14 protein-coding genes are annotated in these 17,575 nt (G+C 50.6%); 7 read left to right on the top strand and 7 right to left on the bottom strand.

The window, feature by feature from the left end; genetic code table 11:
* Nucleotides 1–41: 41 nt before the first annotated feature.
* The 4 genes from IZU26_RS05570 to IZU26_RS05555 are packed head-to-tail and all read right to left on the bottom strand — an operon-like array spanning nucleotide 42 to nucleotide 2,669.
* Nucleotides 42–395, bottom strand: a complete 354-nt coding sequence (locus tag IZU26_RS05570; protein ID WP_021331451.1) for a hypothetical protein — start codon at nucleotides 393–395, stop codon at nucleotides 42–44.
* Nucleotides 396–403: 8 nt separating this feature from the next.
* On the bottom strand, nucleotides 404–835 hold the full coding sequence (locus IZU26_RS05565; protein ID WP_021331440.1) for a hypothetical protein: 432 nt from the start codon (nucleotides 833–835) through the stop codon (nucleotides 404–406).
* Between the two features lie 18 nt (nucleotides 836–853).
* Nucleotides 854–1,417, bottom strand: a complete 564-nt coding sequence (locus IZU26_RS05560; protein ID WP_433277407.1) for a hypothetical protein — start codon at nucleotides 1,415–1,417, stop codon at nucleotides 854–856.
* Nucleotides 1,418–1,460: 43 nt separating this feature from the next.
* Nucleotides 1,461–2,669 (bottom strand): LIC_12708 family protein, encoded by a 1,209-nt coding sequence (locus tag IZU26_RS05555; RefSeq protein ID WP_310824708.1) that lies wholly within the window; start codon nucleotides 2,667–2,669, stop codon nucleotides 1,461–1,463.
* A 65-nt stretch (nucleotides 2,670–2,734) separates the two neighbouring features.
* Here IZU26_RS05555 and secA point away from each other — a divergent pair, with 65 nt between their 5' ends.
* Complete coding sequence (secA, locus tag IZU26_RS05550) at nucleotides 2,735–5,545, top strand: preprotein translocase subunit SecA (protein WP_433277405.1); 2,811 nt, start codon at nucleotides 2,735–2,737, stop codon at nucleotides 5,543–5,545.
* 484 nt (nucleotides 5,546–6,029) lie between these two features.
* Here the strand turns inward: secA and IZU26_RS05545 are convergent, their stop codons facing one another.
* Nucleotides 6,030–7,148: an N-acetylneuraminate synthase family protein gene (locus IZU26_RS05545; RefSeq protein WP_433277403.1), complete on the bottom strand. Its 1,119-nt coding sequence runs from the start codon at nucleotides 7,146–7,148 to the stop codon at nucleotides 6,030–6,032.
* Between the two features lie 240 nt (nucleotides 7,149–7,388).
* Here IZU26_RS05545 and IZU26_RS05540 point away from each other — a divergent pair, with 240 nt between their 5' ends.
* The 6 genes from IZU26_RS05540 to IZU26_RS05515 all read left to right on the top strand — a co-directional run bounded on the left by IZU26_RS05540 (nucleotide 7,389) and on the right by IZU26_RS05515 (nucleotide 15,607).
* Entirely contained in the window at nucleotides 7,389–10,400 is a 3,012-nt protein-coding gene (locus IZU26_RS05540) for a chromosome segregation SMC family protein (protein WP_433277401.1), read from the top strand.
* Nucleotides 10,384–10,752: a hypothetical protein gene (locus tag IZU26_RS05535; RefSeq protein WP_310824700.1), complete on the top strand. Its 369-nt coding sequence runs from the start codon at nucleotides 10,384–10,386 to the stop codon at nucleotides 10,750–10,752. The genes IZU26_RS05540 and IZU26_RS05535 overlap by 17 nt, the downstream gene beginning before the upstream one ends.
* Before the next feature lie 134 nt (nucleotides 10,753–10,886).
* Nucleotides 10,887–12,320: a hypothetical protein gene (locus IZU26_RS05530; protein WP_433277399.1), complete on the top strand. Its 1,434-nt coding sequence runs from the start codon at nucleotides 10,887–10,889 to the stop codon at nucleotides 12,318–12,320.
* Between the two features lie 75 nt (nucleotides 12,321–12,395).
* Complete coding sequence (locus tag IZU26_RS05525; protein WP_310824697.1) at nucleotides 12,396–13,100, top strand: SIMPL domain-containing protein; 705 nt, start codon at nucleotides 12,396–12,398, stop codon at nucleotides 13,098–13,100.
* A 71-nt stretch (nucleotides 13,101–13,171) separates the two neighbouring features.
* Nucleotides 13,172–14,470 (top strand): serine--tRNA ligase, encoded by a 1,299-nt coding sequence (gene serS / locus IZU26_RS05520; RefSeq protein WP_433277397.1) that lies wholly within the window; start codon nucleotides 13,172–13,174, stop codon nucleotides 14,468–14,470.
* A gap of 3 nt (nucleotides 14,471–14,473) precedes the next feature.
* On the top strand, nucleotides 14,474–15,607 hold the full coding sequence (locus tag IZU26_RS05515) for an AI-2E family transporter (RefSeq protein ID WP_433277395.1): 1,134 nt from the start codon (nucleotides 14,474–14,476) through the stop codon (nucleotides 15,605–15,607).
* A gap of 6 nt (nucleotides 15,608–15,613) precedes the next feature.
* On the opposite strand, the gene IZU26_RS05510 is transcribed toward IZU26_RS05515, so the two are convergent.
* Nucleotides 15,614–16,540, bottom strand: a complete 927-nt coding sequence (locus tag IZU26_RS05510) for a hypothetical protein (RefSeq protein ID WP_021331477.1) — start codon at nucleotides 16,538–16,540, stop codon at nucleotides 15,614–15,616.
* Entirely contained in the window at nucleotides 16,530–17,198 is a 669-nt protein-coding gene (locus IZU26_RS05505; protein ID WP_156002200.1) for a hypothetical protein, read from the bottom strand. The genes IZU26_RS05510 and IZU26_RS05505 overlap by 11 nt, the downstream gene beginning before the upstream one ends.
* Nucleotides 17,199–17,575 lie beyond the last annotated feature (377 nt).

Below are 17,575 nucleotides of genomic sequence, written 5' to 3'. Positions count from 1 at the left end.
GGCTGTCGTAAAAGTCGCTTGCTTTTCGACAGCCCCTGCGTTTATTTCAGCTTTTCGGCAGCGCTTTCGGCGCGGTAGCGGTTTGAGTAGATCGTGACGGCGGATTCGGGAAGCCAGCCGTCTTGGAATTTGTACCACACGCCGCTTTCTTTTAGGGCGGCTTTTCCCGTTACCTGTAAAATGTCGCCCTTCCGACAATAGCCTGCGGCGGCCGCATTCCACGATGATGTCAGGCGGTATGCGGCGTAGGGATCGAGCACGACAGCCCAGCTGATGTCCGGCGCAAGCGCGAGCGGCTCGGATGTGTCGAGTCGAATCGCTTCCGAGGATTTTTTCGTACACGAAACAAAAGAGGCGAGGGCTGCAAAAAGCAGAGCCGCACGTAGAGCGCGCATCGATGTACCTAAAACAAAAGCACGTCGGGAAAACTGAAGTGGAGGACGGCGGCCGCGATGCACGCATAGCCGACGTAGTTCCGCTTTTCAACAAAACAAAAATCGATCCAATGAGGAAGTGTGAGTTCGGATGCGGAATTCGTTTTGTAGAATTCGACGAGGAGGCAAAAGCCTCCGAACAGTCCCGCTGCCGCAGGAATCAAATCGCCGACGACGGGTATGTCGGTGCGCACGACCGAAAGCAGTTTCATAATGCCGACGAAGACGGTCAAAATGCCGAGCACGAGGCGGAAGGTTTTATCGTCGAAAAACGCATTTTCACCGAGTATGCCGCGCGCTTTGCTTTCGGGACTTTTGCCTGAGATGAGATTTTTGCCGTAGACAAGGATGATCCCCGTAACGAGATTTAATAAAATCGATAAAAAATAAAACTGCAGCATAACATATCCTTCGGCGTTTTATTCGCGCACGACGCGCGCGACGAGCGTTTTCGTTTCTCCTCGGAACCGTACTTCCGCCCGCACCGCTACTATATCATAATCGGGAAACTTTGTCCGCACCGAAAGTTCTTTGCCCGTATAGTTTTGCGAATCTTCGGACTCGCCGACGGTCGCCTTTTGTACGTCGATCGAAGAAAAGCGTACGGCAAGAGTGCCGCTTCTCATCGCTTTTTCCGTATCGTTTCCGGGACGGACGGTGAGGCTTGCGTAGATTTCATCCGCGTACGAAAAAGCCGCAAGCGTCGCTTCGGCTCCTCCGACGGTTTTGCGGTAGGGTTTTTCGCTTACAAGCGAATAGACGTAGATAAACGCACAAAAAATCGCGACGGCGAAAAGACCGAAGCGGTTGGCTTTCGTCGCGACAAGCGATTTTAAAATCCCTTTCGGGCTTTGAATTCCTTCTCCGCTGTAATAATCCCGTACGATTTTCGGCGCTTTCTTTATGCGCTCTTCGTGATTGAAGTAATAATGCAGCGCTTCTTTTCCGTCTTCGTGTCCTTCATCCATAAAACTGAAATCCATCGTCCGATCCTTTTTTGAACTTTACGCGTTCGGCGCTGCGCTTTTACGATTTTACGATCGCGGCCGAAAGCGAATCCGTCCGCCACCATACGACACGTGCTTTTTCTTTTTCGATAAAGAGCGCAGAGATGATACCGCTGTCGGACAGAGAAAGCACGTAGTAGAGGATATCGTCGTGCGGTACGTCGAAGTGGCGCTTGATGACCTTTTGTCCCGAAAGCTGCACCATTTCGATGCCGAATCCCGTATCCGTCGAAATGATAAAAAAGAGCCATCCGCTGTTCGACACGCCGAGAAAATCGTAGGGCAGACGGAACACGAGTTTGCTGTAATCGGCCGAAACCGTCTCTTCGTAGGGCGGAATGACAATCGGACTGCCGTATTTGCCGGTTTCCACGGCGAGCGGAAATATGCAGCTTTTTATAAAATCGATGCCCGCTTCGGTTTTGGAATCTTCGTCGATGCGCGGCTCATAGTAATCGACTTTGACAAAGAGCCTCCTCGACGTACAGTCGGGTATGACGTCTTGCAAAACGGAAATACCGTTTGCCCCCGCTTTCGCATCGTCCGTTTTCGGCGCGTCTTTTATTAAAATCGGAATCTGATACATGAGAAAGCCGGCTTCGGAAAACCAATAGACGACTCTTCCTTCCGTCGTAATGCAGACGACGACAAGTTCGTCGCTCGATGTCGTATAGATATTTTTAATAAACGGAAAGGGCGTACCGCCGATGCCCTGTTGTCCGATATAATCTTCGGACGTACCGTCGCTTGCAAAGCGCAGGATGATTTGGCTGTACAAAAGCGTTCCGTCTTCGTTTTCTTCCTGCCGCTCTTTCGGCATAGTGCTGACGACATACATGCGTTTTCTCGAATCGACGGCGATAGCCCCCGGATCGGTGAAGGGGTAGGCGATCGATTTTCGTTTGCTCGCCGTGTTTTGCATCGATCGAGTTTCCGATTCTCCTTCCGGTTCGTTGTAGTACAGCGTCAAAAGGTCGCCGTACGAATTGAGCTCCATGATCTTTTCGGCTTCTCCGTTTGCGATGTAAAAAAAACCGTCGCGCATTGTCATGGTTGTGTGCACGTTTCCGATATCGGACAAATCGAACATATTGAGCTGGTCTTCGAAACGCCCGTATGAAAGCGAAAAGAGTTCGTCTTCTTTTACCGATTCGACCGACGGCGAGTTTTTGCAGGAAAAAAAGCAGACGGAAAAAAGAATCATACACGCGGTGATTTTTTTCATCATGCGTTCAGCATAAACATTGATTTTCGTCTTGTCAATGCACTGCAAAATATCGTATATTTATAGGTATGTTTATTGATAAGATTCTTACGTTTTTCTTCGGCTCCCAAAACGAACGCGACGTCAAAGCGCTCGCTCCGATCCTCGCAAAGGTAAACGAAAAAGAGAGCTGGGCAAAATCCCTTTCGGCGGAAGATTTTCCGAAACAGACCGCGATTTTTAAAGAGCGTCTCGCAAAAGGCGAAACGCTCGACGACATACTTCCCGAAGCTTTTGCGCTCGCGCGCGAAGCGTCGTTCCGCGTATTGGGCGAACGTCCCTACGACGTGCAGATTATGGGCGCGCTCGTGCTGCATTCGGGACGCATTTCGGAGATGAAAACGGGCGAAGGCAAAACGCTTATGTGCGTCGCTGCCGCATATTTGAACAGCCTTTCGGGAAAGGGCGTGCACATCGTCACGGTAAACGACTATCTTGCCGGGCGCGATGCCGAATGGATGCGGCCGGTTTACGCATACATGGGGCAGACCGTCGGTACGATCCTTTCGGATATGGACAACGCGGCTCGGAAAGCGGCGTACGACTGCGACATCACCTACGGGACGAACAACGAACTCGGTTTCGATTATCTCCGCGACAATATGCAGATAGAGCTTTCGCAAAAAGTACAGCGCGGATTCAGCTTTTGTATCGTCGACGAAATCGACTCGATTTTGATCGACGAAGCGCGTACGCCTCTTATCATCAGCGGGCAGGGTGAAGACGACACGTACAAGTATCACGAAGTCGATAAATATGTCGGGCAGCTTGTCGAAGTGGAAAAGGATCCCGTGACGGGGCTTTATCCCGACGAAGTGAACATGGATCCCGAACAGCGGAAAAATATCAAAGGCGATTATACGCTCGATGAAAAATCGAAGCGCGTGTCGTTTACCGACGCGGGTATGAACCACATCGATGCAATTCTCCATCAGCACAATTTGATAACGGGAACCGTCTTCGATGAAAACAATTTCGAATACGTGCACTATTTTACGCAGGCGGTGAGGGCTCACACTTTGTACAAAAACGACGTCGATTACCTTGTCAAAGACGGACAAGTGCAGATCGTCGACGAATTTACCGGCCGTATCCTCGAAGGCAGGCGTTACGGCGACGGGCTGCATCAGGCGATCGAAGCGAAAGAGCATTTGCGCATCGCACAGCGGAATCGAACGCTTGCGACGATCACCTTTCAGAATTTTTTCCGCATGTACGACAAGCTTTCCGGCATGACCGGAACGGCGGCAACGGAAGCGGTCGAATTTAATAAAATTTACAAACTCAATGTCGTTTCCATCCCGACGAATAAGCCGGTTATCCGAAAAGACGAAAACGACGAAGTCTACCTCAACGAAAGCGACAAGTGGACGGCGATCTGCGACGAAATCGCCGCGGCTCACGCAAAGGGACAGCCCGTACTCGTAGGTACCATTTCCGTAGAAAAATCGGAACACCTTTCGGCGATGCTCACGCGCAAAGGAGTCCGCCACGAAGTGTTGAACGCAAAAAATCACGCGCGGGAAGCGCTCATCATAGCCGAAGCGGGTGCAAAAGGCGCGGTGACGATCGCAACGAATATGGCCGGACGCGGTACCGATATCAAACTCGGAGGCAATCCCGAATTCCGCGCACAAAAAAGAGCCGGAACGAATGCAACGCCCGAACAATACGATGCCGCTTACAAAATCGAAAAAGAGCAGTGGAAAAAAGATTACGAAGACGTAAAAGCTTCGGGCGGATTGTACGTCATCGGCTCCGAACGTCACGAAAGCCGGCGTATCGACAATCAGCTGCGCGGCCGTTCCGGACGTCAGGGTGATCCCGGTCGCAGCAAATTCTTTATTTCGATGGACGACGATCTCATGCGATTGTTCGGCGGCGAGCGCATGAAAGTGATGATGAGCAGGATCGGCATGAAGCCCGGAGAGCCGATCGATCACCCGTGGCTGAACCGCGGCATTAAAAAAGCGCAGGAAAAAGTCGAAGACAGAAACTTTGAAATCCGCAAAAACCTGCTCGACTACGACGATGTTTTAAACGAACAGCGCGGCGTCGTCTACAAACAGCGAGACAGCATTCTCGCCGACGAAAACCTTTCCGTGCGCGTTATGAACAATGCAAAAGACGCCGTAAACGATATTTTCGACGAATACGAACTGCACACGAAAAAGCAAAAGGACGCCGCTTTGGCGGAGCTCAACGATCGCATCAGAAATATGTTCGGTATTCAATTGGCGTCCGAACAGCTTTCGCGTGAAACGCTCGAATCGATGCTGCAAAACGATTTGACGGAAAAGGAAACGCTTGCCGGCAAAGAAAATCTCAACATGTTTATCCGCTACCAGTACGTGCAGACGATCGACAAAAAATGGCTCGATCAGCTCGAAGAGCTCGAAAGCCTGCGCGACGCGGTGCACTTGCGCTCCTACGGCAGCAAAAATCCGCTTACCGAATATAAGATCGACGGTTTTAATATTTTCGACGAAATGATGGATTCGATCCGGACGACCGTTATGTCGCGCGTGTTCAAAGTGCGCATCCAGCTTTCGCCGGCTGCAGCAGAAGCGCGGAGGAGGATGAGCTCTCGCGATATGAGCGCGCAGCATTCCGAAGCCGCGTCTTTTGCAGGAGGCGCGTCGGGCGAAGCGCAACGGGAAGCTTCCATGCAGATGAGCGGAGATGCCGCTCGCAGGGCCGCCGCAGGTGGTGCGATGCAAAAGCACACGCAGGGGCAATCGGTGACCGTCCGCCGCACGATGCCGAAAATCGGCCGAAACGATCCCTGTCCCTGCGGCTCCGGGAAGAAGTATAAGAACTGTCACGGAAGAAACGGATAGCAAAATCCGTGACAGTTCTCGTCGATCGATGCGCGGCAGCGCATCTCCCTTGCACGGAAGAAACGGATAACAAAGCCCGTGACAGTGTAACTATGACTTTAGATGAGATAAAAAAATTGCCTCCTTTGTCGGAAAAGAGAAAAAAAGAAATGGAAGATTTTAAAAATCAACAACCCCGACGCAGAGCATCGGGGTATGTTGTTCTCATAAGGTGGTTGCAGTCGGGGTTTAATACCCTTAGTTACAGCGTAGAGCAACAGGGTATTAAACCCTCCGCACGAATAAAGATTTTTCCGATTGTCCCAAGCTGACACGAGATGAACTCTCGGAATTCAAGCCGTGGTATACAATTCATCCCGAATGGGCGGAAACGGAAAAAGCCGATAGCGAAAATTTAAAGATATCCGTTCCGTAATAAAAAATTGCTTTGCGGATTTTCCGGTGTTTTTCAAAAACTATCGTTGTACGGCGCTTATTTCCTCGCTCACCGGCGGTGCACGATGTCTTCCCAATCGACGCCTGCTCCAGCGCGGACGTCCCGTGAAAGGCGCGCGTTTACAATCGTTTCAAAGTATTCCGGCGAAATGCCGGGCGTGAGCGTTTTTTCGGTACGGAGGACTGCGATATCGTTTTCTTCGACGACGCTGCCGGCTTTCATCGCGTGCATAAAATGGAGCGAGCGGTTTGTCCTTCCGTAGTTTTCGATTTCCGACGGCGCAAGCGTTTTGATTCCCGTGCCGAGAACTTCACGTACTTTTTTTCTGCCGTATTGTTCGCGCATCTCTTTGAGTATGCGCGCCGCTCCGCGTTTTTCGCCGTAGCGTCGTTTTGCCGCTTCACACTGGTGGAGTGCACGTACCATCAGGGCGAACTGTTCGCCTTCAAGTGCGACGGGGTCGTCGAGTCCGTCAGTCTTTTTGCTCAGCGTAATGTGCTTTTCGGTTATAACGCTTCCGCATGAGGCGGCGAGGACGGGAACGAGGACGGGATCGAGCGAGTGATCGCTGATGCCGCAGGGTACGCCGAACATATCGTGCAGCGTGGAAACGAGGCGTACATTGTATTCGGTTTCGGGAGCGGGGTAACTTGTGATGCAGTGTAGCAGCGTGACGTTTTCTTTTCCGACGATGTCGAGAGAGCGTTCGATGTCGGCGAGCTTTGAAACGCCGCTTGAAAGGATGACGGGGACGACGGTATCTCCGAGCGCTTTTTGCACCGTACGGAAATCCGACAAAGCTCTCAAAAGCGGGATGTGATTCAATTCGGGGGATGCGATTTTTACGGCGTCTGGTTTAAGTGCAAGCAGTTCGCGGAGGCTTTTGAGACCGAAAGGCGAGCAGACAAAGAGGAGATTTTTTTTATGCGCATACGCCATCGCCGATTTAAAAAAATCGCTCGGCACTTCGAGCGCTTTAAACCGATCGTAGAGCTTTACTTTTCCGCCCGGCAAATCGACCGTTCCCGTATCGGGGTGCAGGATTTCATCCGCATACACCCATTGAAATTTTACGGCATCGGCTCCTGCAAAAAAAGCCGCGTCGATGAGCTTTTTCGCTTTTGCAAGCGAGCCTTCGTGAGCCGTTCCTATTTCCGCGATGATCATACCGAAACTATAGCGATTATCTAAGCGGATGTCGAGATTTTTCGGTATCGCCGACAGGGATTACGCATGAGAAACTTTGTTCGTATAACGTAAAAAATCGGCTGCACTCTCGGTAGTAATCCTGCCGTCAATAGGTTGTAAATATCGGAATAACCGCGCTCGATACCGTTTCCGAATAGTTGATTGAGGCTGCCATATCGTGTATAATATAAAAACAGCTTTCACTTTGAGAGGGGACAGGTGTTTCTTAAAAGTCTCGACATATTCGGCTTCAAATCCTTCGCCGACAGAACACATATCGATTTTTCGGACGGCATCACGGCTCTGCTCGGCCCGAACGGTTGCGGCAAAAGCAACGTCGTCGATTCGATAAAATGGGTTTTAGCCGAAAACCGCTCGAAAAATCTGCGTGCCGACAAGATGGAAGACATCATTTTCAACGGCACCGAACGCCGTCCGCCTCTCAACGTTGCCGAAGTGACGCTCACGATCATGAACGAAAACGGGCTTATCCCGTTCGAAGCCTCCGAAATCGCGATCAAGCGGCGGCTCTACCGTTCAGGCGAAAACGAATACTTTATCAATAACCGACAGGCGGGACCGAGAGAAATACGTTCGCTCTTTATGGATACGGGCATCGGCAAAGCGGCCTATTCCGTCATGGAACAGGGAAAGATCGATCAAGTGCTTTCGTCGAAACCCGAAGACAGGCGCTATCTCTTTGAAGAAGCGGCAGGCATAAGCCGGAGCAAAGCCGAATGCGCGGAAGCCGAACGGGAACTCGAGCGTACGCGAAACAATCTCCAGCAAATCGAAATCGCGCTTTCGGAAGTCAAGCGGCGATACGATACGCTCAAAGTGCAGTCCGAAAAAACGATCAAATACCGCGCGGTCAAAGACGAAATATTCAACGATGAACTCGATTTAACATTATTAAAATTAAAAAACTTCGTGCAGACGAAAGCGCAAAACGAAGAGCATCTCAAACAAGTCGAAAAAAAACGAGGCGATATCCGAAACGAAATCGAAGCGATCAGCAACACGCTTTCCGAAAACATGGACAAAGTAAAAGCCATGCAGGAAGAAGTGTATGCAAAGCAGGCGGATTTAATCGGCATTCAAAAAGAAAAAAGCGGCAAACAGGATCTGATACAGCAGTTCAACGTGCGCCTTTCCGAATCGAAAGAAAAACTCGAACAGCTCGAAGCGCATAAAAAAGCGATCGGAGCTCAGATCGATGCGCTGAACGATGAAATCGACGAAAAAAACGCGCAGCTGTACGAAAAGACAAAGCAGCTCGACGATATCAAAAAAAATATTGCATCATTCGGCAAACATATTTCCGACGCGGGAAGCCGCATCGACGGAAACGATACCCTCGTCTCCGAATCGCAGATGCAAATCGAAGCGCTGCGTGAAGCGCGTACGCTTTTGCAAAAAGATTTGACGGCGATCACCGAAGACATCGTCACGAAGCTCGACGCAAAATTAAAAGACGCGGGCTTTTCCGAAAATGCGATGAAAAACGCCAAAGAAACGCTCGACAACGTCATCGCACGCTTGAAAATTTTTACGGCGGGACGCAAAAACATCTTTGCCGATTTTGCAGCCTCTCCTTCGCATTCCGCCGACGAATGCGTCAAAACGGTGAAGGAAGCAGCCGACGCGTTTTCCGAAACGGGAAAGCTTGTCGCCGAACTTGAAAAAGCGCTCGACGATTATATGAAAGCCTCTCCCGCCTTTATCACCGAATTCCTCGCGCCGGAAGGAATCATGACGAAAAAGCGCGCCATCGATCAGAAGATTTCCGACAACCGTTCCCGCGTAGCGCAGATCAACGAACGCATAGCCGAACTGCATGCGGAAAACGAAAACCTTTCGAAAAAAATCGACGAATATAAAGAAACGCTCGGAAAGCTCAAAGTAAATGAAGCGCAGATGCACGAACAGATTACGGCGGCCGAAGAGCAGGTATCGATGCTCCGCCGCACTTTGATAAGCCAGCAAAAAACGCTTTCCGATACCGACGGAGAGATCGCTTCGGAAAACAAGCGTACCGAAAATTTGAATGCGGAAATATCCGGCGCCGAAGAAGAGCTTTCGGAAATAGAAAAGCGCGGTCTCTCTCTCGCGGACGAGCTGAAAAAACTCGACGATGCGATCGCTGCGTGCAATACGAGCGTGTCGGGAAAGCAGAACGCGCTTCGTCAAAAGCAGGAAGAACAAAATAAGCTGCAGGCGCAGTACGAGCGCGTTTCGCTTTTGCTCGTTTCCTCCGATACGGAAATCAAAAACGTCAAACAGAATTTTCAGGATACGCATTCGCGCGATCTTATGGAATTCGAAGAGCGCATGTATAAAATTACAAAACCCGCTTCGGAAATTCGGGAAAAACTTTCCGACGCGAAAGAACGGCTGAAAGCGCTCGGACAGGTGAACTTGATGGCTGTCGAAGAATTCGCCGAAGAAAAAGAACGCTACGAGCGGCAGCAGACGAACTGCGAAGATACGAAAAAGAGCCTCGAAAATCTGCAGCGCGTTTCGGGAGAAATCAAATCGAAATCGTCCGAAATGTTTCTCGACACGTACAATAAAATCAAAAAGAATTTTCACAATATGTTCCGCCGCCTTTTTAACGGCGGAAGAGCCGAGCTTCGTCTCATCGATCCGGAAAACGTGCTCACGAGCGGCATCGACATCTACGCGCAGCCACCGGGAAAAAAGCTCGAAAACATCGCCCTTCTTTCGGGCGGAGAAAAAACGATGACGGCCGTCGCGCTTTTGTTTGCGACTTACCAAGTGCGCCCTTCTCCGTTTTGTCTTCTCGACGAAATCGATGCGGCGCTCGACGATAAAAACGTTTCAAGTTTTGTGACGACGCTGCGCTCTTTTGCAAACGTAAGTCAATACATCGTCATCACGCATAACAAAAAAACGGTTATGGGAGCTACGACGATGCTCGGCATCACGATGGAAGAATCCGGCGTTTCGAAAATACTTTCGCTCCGCCTCGACAAAGACATAAAGCTCGGCGCCGTTATTCCTGAAAACGGAGAGGACTTTATCGAAGAGGACGTGCCGCCCGAAGAGGCGACCGTTCCGCCGAGACCCGCAAAGCGCATTCACAATCCCGACGGAACGATAACCGATCCCGACCGCGAACGCGCAGTGAAAGAAGAAAAACGCCTCGAAAAAGAAGCGGCGCAAAAAGCGAAAGCTGCGGAGAAAAAAAGCGATGATCGGGAAAAGTGATTTTTTCGACGGTATCAAAGCTCTCTTTTCCGGAAGGAAAAAATACGTCGCTTTTATTTCGGGTACGCTTATTTTGATGACGTGCATCGCGTTCGCAGTTTTTATCGCACAAAAATCGAAAAAGAAGCGCCGAGCACCCGTCGCCGAACGGACGTTTACGCCGACACAGGAGCTCCTTGCGCCCGACGGCCCGCAGGAGCAAAAAGATTATATCGCTTCGCGCGAAGCGAAAGATGCGTGGAGCGATGCCGATACGGATCGGTGGTTTACGCCGCCTGAGGGCAAAGAGATGGAAGATCTGCGCCGCGCAAACGATAAAATCGTTTCGGATATATTGGGGGCTGCTCCGTGAAAAAACCAATAAAACGAACTTTTGTATGGAGGCTGATACAAGTCTCTCTCTCGGCGATCGCCTGTCTGTCGATTTTTTTCGTATCGATATCCTGCGCGTCTCTTCCGAAAAGCGGACGAGCGGGAGATCCCCCTATGCAAACCGAAAGCGAAGAGGCTTCCCGTCAATCGGAAAAGCCTGACGGAGTTTCGAAATCGGCGGAAAACGAAAATCCGGCGGAAAACGCAAACACTGCATCGCCGCACGAAAACAACGACGCTTTGCCGCCGGATGAAAAGTCGGGCGACAGCGAAGATGCGGCTTCGAATACGGAAAATTTTTCCGAACGCGTTCGAAGCGATCTTCCCGAAAAAAGCGAAGAAGCAATGCGCGGAAGCTCCTCCATAGACGAACCTGTCGTACGGGAAGGATTTTCGGAAAACGCAGGCGCGGGTTCTACCGCGCGAAACAAAGCGTCTCCAAGTCGGGCTCAAAAAGACGCCGCACCGAAAGGCAAAAAAGACCCGACGACGAAAGCTGTAAACGATGCTGCGCAGGCAGGCACAAGCTCGGCGCAAACGAATGTAAACGCGAAACGAGCCGGTACGGATGCAAAGCAAAAAGACACAAAAACGACGAACGCTTCAGACGAAACTTCACGCTCGGCGGAAGATGCCCGCAAACGGCAAGCGGATCCGCTCGTCGACACGGACGAAATCGGCACGAAAATACTTCCGTCGCGATCGGTGCATATCGCAAAAAACCAATACCTCGATGTCGTCTATCCCGGAGGAGGATGGATCTATCTCGGAGAGACGGACGGTACGAAACTGTTTTCGTTTTTCGGCAAAAGGTTCGGAGATGCCGACACGATTTTTACGCTCCGTGCAAAAAATGAAGGAAAAGCGATATTGCATTTTTACAAAAACGATATTCTCACCGGAAACGCTATCGACGACTGGCTCGAAGCGATCGTCGAAGATAAAACCGGAAGCGCGGCCGAACGCATCACAGCTCCTTCGTATGCAGACATCGTTCCGCCCCGTCCCGCCTCTTCGGCCGGCGACGCGCGAGGAGAGAACGCGGAAGCCGCTCCTTCCGAAACTGCAAAAAACGGCACGGAAGATTTTTCGGGAGCGGAAACAGACGGCGTTTCGATTTCCGGACGAACGGCAGATTCCGAAAGCGGAGCCGGCGGTATAAGCGATTCGGCGGACGAAAACAATGCCGTGTCTTTTCAAAGCGCAAGAGAACAAACGGGAGCCGTTTCGGCAGCCGCTCTCAGCGCGGGCGATTATGCGCTCGGCGAATCGGATTTGCTTGAAAAAGCGAAAAGCGCATACGATGAAAAAAACTACGCGAGAGCTCTCGCTCTCCTCGATCTGTTTTTTGCGCGTGCGACAAGCCGTATCGACGAAGGACTCTATCTCAAGGGACAAACGCTCGAAGCAAAATCCGCGCAGCAAAATATCAAAGGCGCGCTCGAAGCGTACGACGAGCTTTTGCAAAAGTGGCCGGAGAGCAAACAGTGGCAGTCCGCACGCAAGCGCAGCATTTATCTGAAACGCATGTACGTCGATATCCGATAAACGGAAACAACGGACGGATTTTGATTTAATAAAAATCGAAAGCGGTGATTGTTGATGTATCGAACGGAGGAATATATGAAACGGTTTATTAAAATTTCCATAGCGGCTATCGTGCTGTTTTCATCGTTGTCGTGTTCGCTCGTAAAAAGAGCGGAAGGATCTTCGCGGACGATTACCGTGACCGGCCGCGGCGTCGTGGAAGCTGAGCCCGATAAAGCCTCCGTCGTCGTTTCGGTCGTAACGCAGGAGTGGGTCGCAAAAACCGCTGCGGATAGGAATGCCGAAATCATGACGCGCGTACGCGGTGCGCTTGTCGCATCGGGAGTTAACGCAAACGATATTACAACGACGAACTACAGCATACATCGAAAGGAATCATGGGACGGCGGGAGGCAGTCGATCGGACGCTACCAAGTGCGAAATGAAATGAAAATCGTCGTGTATAACACTGCCCTTGCAAGCGACGTTATCGACACGGCGATTTCTGCAGGAGCGAACGAACTGACGTCCCTCACGTTTACCGTTTCCGACGATACCTCTCTTGTGAGGCAGGCACGGACGCTCGCCGTACAGCAAGCGCAGGAGACGGCATCCCTTTTGGCCGGAGCTACCGGCTGCAAAATCGGAGAAGCGATTACGATCATCGAAGAAAGCGATGCGCGCGGCATCAATATGATGAACTACGCACCGGCGGCAATGAGCAGCGGAGCCGCATCAACGCTGTCGTCCGGAAAAATCGAAGTGAGTTCGACCGTCACGATCACGTACGCTTTGCAATAACGCGCAGTAAAATCAAGGGAAACCGTTAAAAATCGAAATTTTTAGACAACCATTATTAATAAGGGATATATATGCTTGATTATAAATTTATCAAAGACAATCTCGAAGCGGTAAAACAAAATATCGAAAACCGCAATATGACGGCCGACGCCGATGAAGTCGTGCGCCTTTACGACGAGCGGACATCTCTTGTCACGCGTCTGCAGCAGTTACAGCAGAAGCGCAATGAAAACGCCGCGTTGATGAAAGGAAAGCTCGAAGAGGCAAAGCGCCGGGAGTTTATCGAAAAAGGGAAAGAGATGAAAGATGCTATCGCGGATGCGGAAAAAACATTGACGGAAACGGAAGCGAAGCTCGAAGAAGCGGCGCGGAAAATTCCGAATATGGCGCACCCGCAAGCCCCGATCGGTAAAGTCGATACGGAAAACCTCGAAGTAAAAAAAGTCGGCACGCCGCGCGTTTTTTCGTTCCCGCCCAAAGATCACGTAGCGCTCGGAGAAGCGCTCGATATCATCGACTTCGAGCGCGGAACGAAGGTTTCCGGCCCCAAATTCTATTACCTAAAAAACGAAGCGGTCTTTCTCGAACAGGCGCTCATCATGTACGCACTCGGCATTTTACGGAAGCACGGTTTTACGCCTTTCGTAACGCCCGATATCGCAAAGCAGGAAGTGCTTCAAGGCATCGGCTTCAATCCGCGCGGCAACGAATCGAACGTCTACTGCATCGAAGACGAAGGCACATGCCTCGTCGCGACGGCGGAAATCACGCTCGGCGGATATCATTCCGGCGAAATACTCGACAAATCGAAGCTGCCGCTTTTTTACTGCGGGCTTTCGCACTGTTTCAGACGCGAAGCGGGAGCGGCGGGACATTTCAGCAAAGGCTTGTACCGCGTTCACCAATTCGATAAAGTCGAAATGTTTGTGTACTGCCTGCCTGAAAAATCGGACGCAATCCACGAAAAGCTCCGCCTGATCGAAGAAGAAATCTTTATCGGGCTCGGTATTCCCTTTCGCGTCGTCGATACGTGTACCGGAGATTTGGGAGCGCCCGCATACCGCAAATGGGATTTGGAAGCGTGGATGCCCGGCCGAGCGGACGAAGCGCATCCCGCAGGCGACTACGGAGAAGTAACGTCGACGTCGAACTGCACCGACTATCAGGCAAGAAGGCTCAACATCAAATATAAAGACGACGACGGCAAAAACAAATACGTCCACATGCTGAACGGAACGGCGATCGCGGCCGGCCGCGCGATGCTCGCGATCATCGAAAATTATCAAAACGAAGACGGCTCCGTTACCGTTCCCGAAGTATTGCGTCCGATATGCGGCTTCGATTCGATAAACGCAAAGCGCGGAGCTTAAGCGATGACCGGCAGAGAACAAATTTCACGGCAGATCGCGTATTTATTGATCTTCATCGCGACGATTTTGCTTTTTGCCGTTTTGAAAATAACGGCGAGCGTCGTCATCCCCGTCATCATCGCGATTATGTTTTCATTCGTGCTCTTGCCGATCGTCCGCGGCATGAATAAAATTCACTTGCCATGGATATTCAATGTTGTCATCGTAACAATTTTATTTGTCGTCGCCATCGCGGTTCTCGGTACTCTCGTATTCGCAAGCCTTCGTACGATCCTTTCCGAATATTCGAAATACGAATCGAAATTTCTTTCGATCTATAAATTTTTTGCAAACAGATTCAATTTGGGTTTCGATGCGGATAAAAGTTTTTTTTACAATCTGCAGAGCGCGCTCGGCGAACAGTTCAATATCGGCATTATGATACGCCGTATGCTGTTTTCCCTTTCGGCCAATATGGTGTCCGTCGTTCGCAACATCCTCGTCATCGTATTGATGTTTATCTTTTTGCTCGTCGAAATGCACGTGACCGGCGAAAAGCTCAAAGAAGCGTTTGAAGGACGGATGAAAAATCGCCTATTCGAAATCGTTAAGCGAATTATGATCCAAGTCGTGCGCTTCGTTTCGATAAAATTTTTTATCTCGCTTGCGACGGGAGTGCTCATCTATGCGTCGGCAAAAATCGTCGGCCTCGACTTTGCAGTCGTGTGGGGATTTTTCGCCTTTGTGCTGAATTTCATTCCGACTTTCGGTTCGATCGTTTCGGTCGGATCAACCTCCGTATTTGCGCTTCTGCAGTTTTTTCCGCATCCGGCTCCGATCGTTTTTATCGTCGCGGGAACGACGACAGTCAATATAGTGCTCGGCAATTTTATCGAACCGCGCATCGAAGGGCACAACCTCGGCATTTCGCCCTTCGTCATCCTCGTCATGCTCTCGCTGTGGGGCTGGATGTGGGGCTTTGTCGGCATGATCCTCGCAGTTCCGCTCACCGTCATCATAAAAATCATCTGCGAAAACATACCGCTGTTGCATCCCGTCGCGATTTTACTCGGCAATAAACCGCAGGACACGCGGCTCGAATTTACGGCATACGAAGAGGAAAGCGAAGTGGAAAAGAACGGTGAAAACAAAGCCTGATGCTCGTCACGCGCATAAATTTTTCGTCGCTTTTTCGTATATAAATCTGCGGTCTTCTTCCTGCAGCGACGTGTAGACGCAATCCGCACACGTACGCCCCCCTTCATCCGCGCGGTATACCTTTGCCGGCGTACAGGTCGCAAAGGCATCGCGGCTTGCGACGGGGCCTTCCCGCAGCGAAAAGGACAGTTTGAGCGCATATTCGGCACCGTGTGAAAGCTGAAAATTTTCATCGACACTGCCGAAAACGATCCGCTCGTGATCGACGTACAAAATATCGAGCGGTTTTACGCTTCCCGAAAACGATTCGATTTTCGTCTGCCGTTCCGTGAGGTAGCGGCATATCGGAATGAGCTGCAACCCGTTACCTGCGTTTTTTTCTTTTTTCGCTTCGGTGACAAATCGTTCGAGATAAGCTTTTGCCGTCTTTTGATTTTCAAGCGCAATCGAAGCCCAGACGGGGCGTGCAAAAAGCTCGTAGCCCTTGCACGGCACGCAGTCGAAATTGACGGTCGCCTTGTTGCTGCATGAATAGTAAACCGTCGCGGAAAAATCGTAATCGTGTTTCGCTTCCGCATCTTTGATACGGCAAATCGCTTCGGGGACGACAAAGGCAAGTCCCGATTTTACCGATCGCATTTCCGTGATAAAAAAAAGACCGACACGGTTGAAATAAAATTCGACGCGAACGTGTTTGCCTGCAAACCCTATCACCGACTGAGGCGGATTTTTTAATAAAATTATACCGTTGCCGCCCGAAGCGATCTGTTCGGCTTTGAGCGCGACGGGAAACACGGCCGATGAAAGCGGCTGTATCGCATCTTCCGCCCCGTTATTCTTTTCCGTCGGCGTTACGGTGACCGGAACGTTTCCGTCGATCAGGTATTGGAGTACGAGCTGTCGTTCTATACCGGTTAAATTATTATTTTCCATTGACCCGCTCCCATTTCCGTATTTCGATATTGTTAATCGTATAGGTCTCTCCGTCTTTTTCAAAATACAGCAACACATCGATAAAGCCGCCCGAAAAACCGAAACGCACGGGAACTTCCGCCCCCGCTTCGTCGATAAAAGGCGCGCCGCACAGCGATGAAGTAAAAAGCGGTGTTTTCGCGTCGGGAAAGTCAAAACCGAAATGCGCTTTCCATCCGCTTTTCAAATCGGACAGAAAAAAAACGTATGAAAATAAATTTTCAGAAGCGAACGATGCGTCCGCACTCTCGTTGCGGGAAAGGGCTGCGACAAAAGCGTCGAGCGCCTTTTGCAGGTCGGGCGACATGAGGGATGTGTCGAGGCTTGCAAAATCTTGTATGTACGGATACACCGCTTCCGATGCGGCGAGAGAGGCGATCATCGTTTCAGGGCTGAGTTTTATCGAAGGCGAAACCGCTTCGCTTGCAGCGATCGTTTGCACCAAGCGTTCTTTTTCGATTTCGCGCGTCCACAACGTATCCGCATCTTTTGCTGCGGTTTTCGCTCGGAGCGTTTCGCCCGAATCGGAGACGATAAGCAGTTGATTGTCCGAACACGAGGCGGCAAAAAAAACCGCAACGAGAACGCCGAGCGTCACTATCCTCATTGTACGCTTCATACCGATAAGCATAACACAATTTTACGAAAAAATCCAAGCGAATTTGAAACGTAAACGGGCGGTCGCATCACAGTTTGCATGCGATGCGATCGATACGTATTATGCGACCGAATCAACAACCCCGACGCAAGCGTCAGGGTATGTTGTTCTCATAAGGTGGTTGCAGTCGGCTTTAATACCCTTTGTTACGACGCAAGCGTCGGGGTATTAAACCCACAGCACGAATAAATTTTTACGTCGGGATCCGACGCCCCAAGGGCTTTAAACCCGTAAATACGTCTTTTTGAATGCGACTATACGGAAGCGGGGCGGGATGATTGAAGCGGGCTTTGTGTTTTATGGTTTTTTACAAATTGAGTAACTGGACAAGAAAAAAT

This window comes from Treponema sp. SP13, assembly GCF_050938355.1.
Taxonomy (GTDB): Bacteria; Spirochaetota; Spirochaetia; order Treponematales; family Treponemataceae; genus Treponema_D; species Treponema_D socranskii.
This window is presented reverse-complemented; position numbering and strand designations above follow the sequence as displayed.

Excerpts from the sequence above, each read along its gene's own strand:
- IZU26_RS05570 (WP_021331451.1), bottom strand. The coding sequence starts at position 395 with ATGCGCGCTCTACGTGCGGCTCTGCTTTTTGCAGCCCTCGCCTCTTTT.
- IZU26_RS05565 (WP_021331440.1), bottom strand. The coding sequence starts at position 835 with ATGCTGCAGTTTTATTTTTTATCGATTTTATTAAATCTCGTTACGGGG.
- IZU26_RS05560 (WP_433277407.1), bottom strand. The coding sequence starts at position 1,417 with ATGGATTTCAGTTTTATGGATGAAGGACACGAAGACGGAAAAGAAGCG.
- IZU26_RS05555 (WP_310824708.1), bottom strand. The coding sequence starts at position 2,669 with ATGATGAAAAAAATCACCGCGTGTATGATTCTTTTTTCCGTCTGCTTT.
- secA (WP_433277405.1), top strand. The coding sequence starts at position 2,735 with ATGTTTATTGATAAGATTCTTACGTTTTTCTTCGGCTCCCAAAACGAA.
- IZU26_RS05545 (WP_433277403.1), bottom strand. The coding sequence starts at position 7,148 with ATGATCATCGCGGAAATAGGAACGGCTCACGAAGGCTCGCTTGCAAAA.
- IZU26_RS05535 (WP_310824700.1), top strand. The coding sequence starts at position 10,384 with ATGATCGGGAAAAGTGATTTTTTCGACGGTATCAAAGCTCTCTTTTCC.
- IZU26_RS05530 (WP_433277399.1), top strand. The coding sequence starts at position 10,887 with ATGCAAACCGAAAGCGAAGAGGCTTCCCGTCAATCGGAAAAGCCTGAC.
- IZU26_RS05525 (WP_310824697.1), top strand. The coding sequence starts at position 12,396 with ATGAAACGGTTTATTAAAATTTCCATAGCGGCTATCGTGCTGTTTTCA.
- serS (WP_433277397.1), top strand. The coding sequence starts at position 13,172 with ATGCTTGATTATAAATTTATCAAAGACAATCTCGAAGCGGTAAAACAA.
- IZU26_RS05515 (WP_433277395.1), top strand. The coding sequence starts at position 14,474 with ATGACCGGCAGAGAACAAATTTCACGGCAGATCGCGTATTTATTGATC.
- IZU26_RS05510 (WP_021331477.1), bottom strand. The coding sequence starts at position 16,540 with ATGGAAAATAATAATTTAACCGGTATAGAACGACAGCTCGTACTCCAA.
- IZU26_RS05505 (WP_156002200.1), bottom strand. The coding sequence starts at position 17,198 with ATGAAGCGTACAATGAGGATAGTGACGCTCGGCGTTCTCGTTGCGGTT.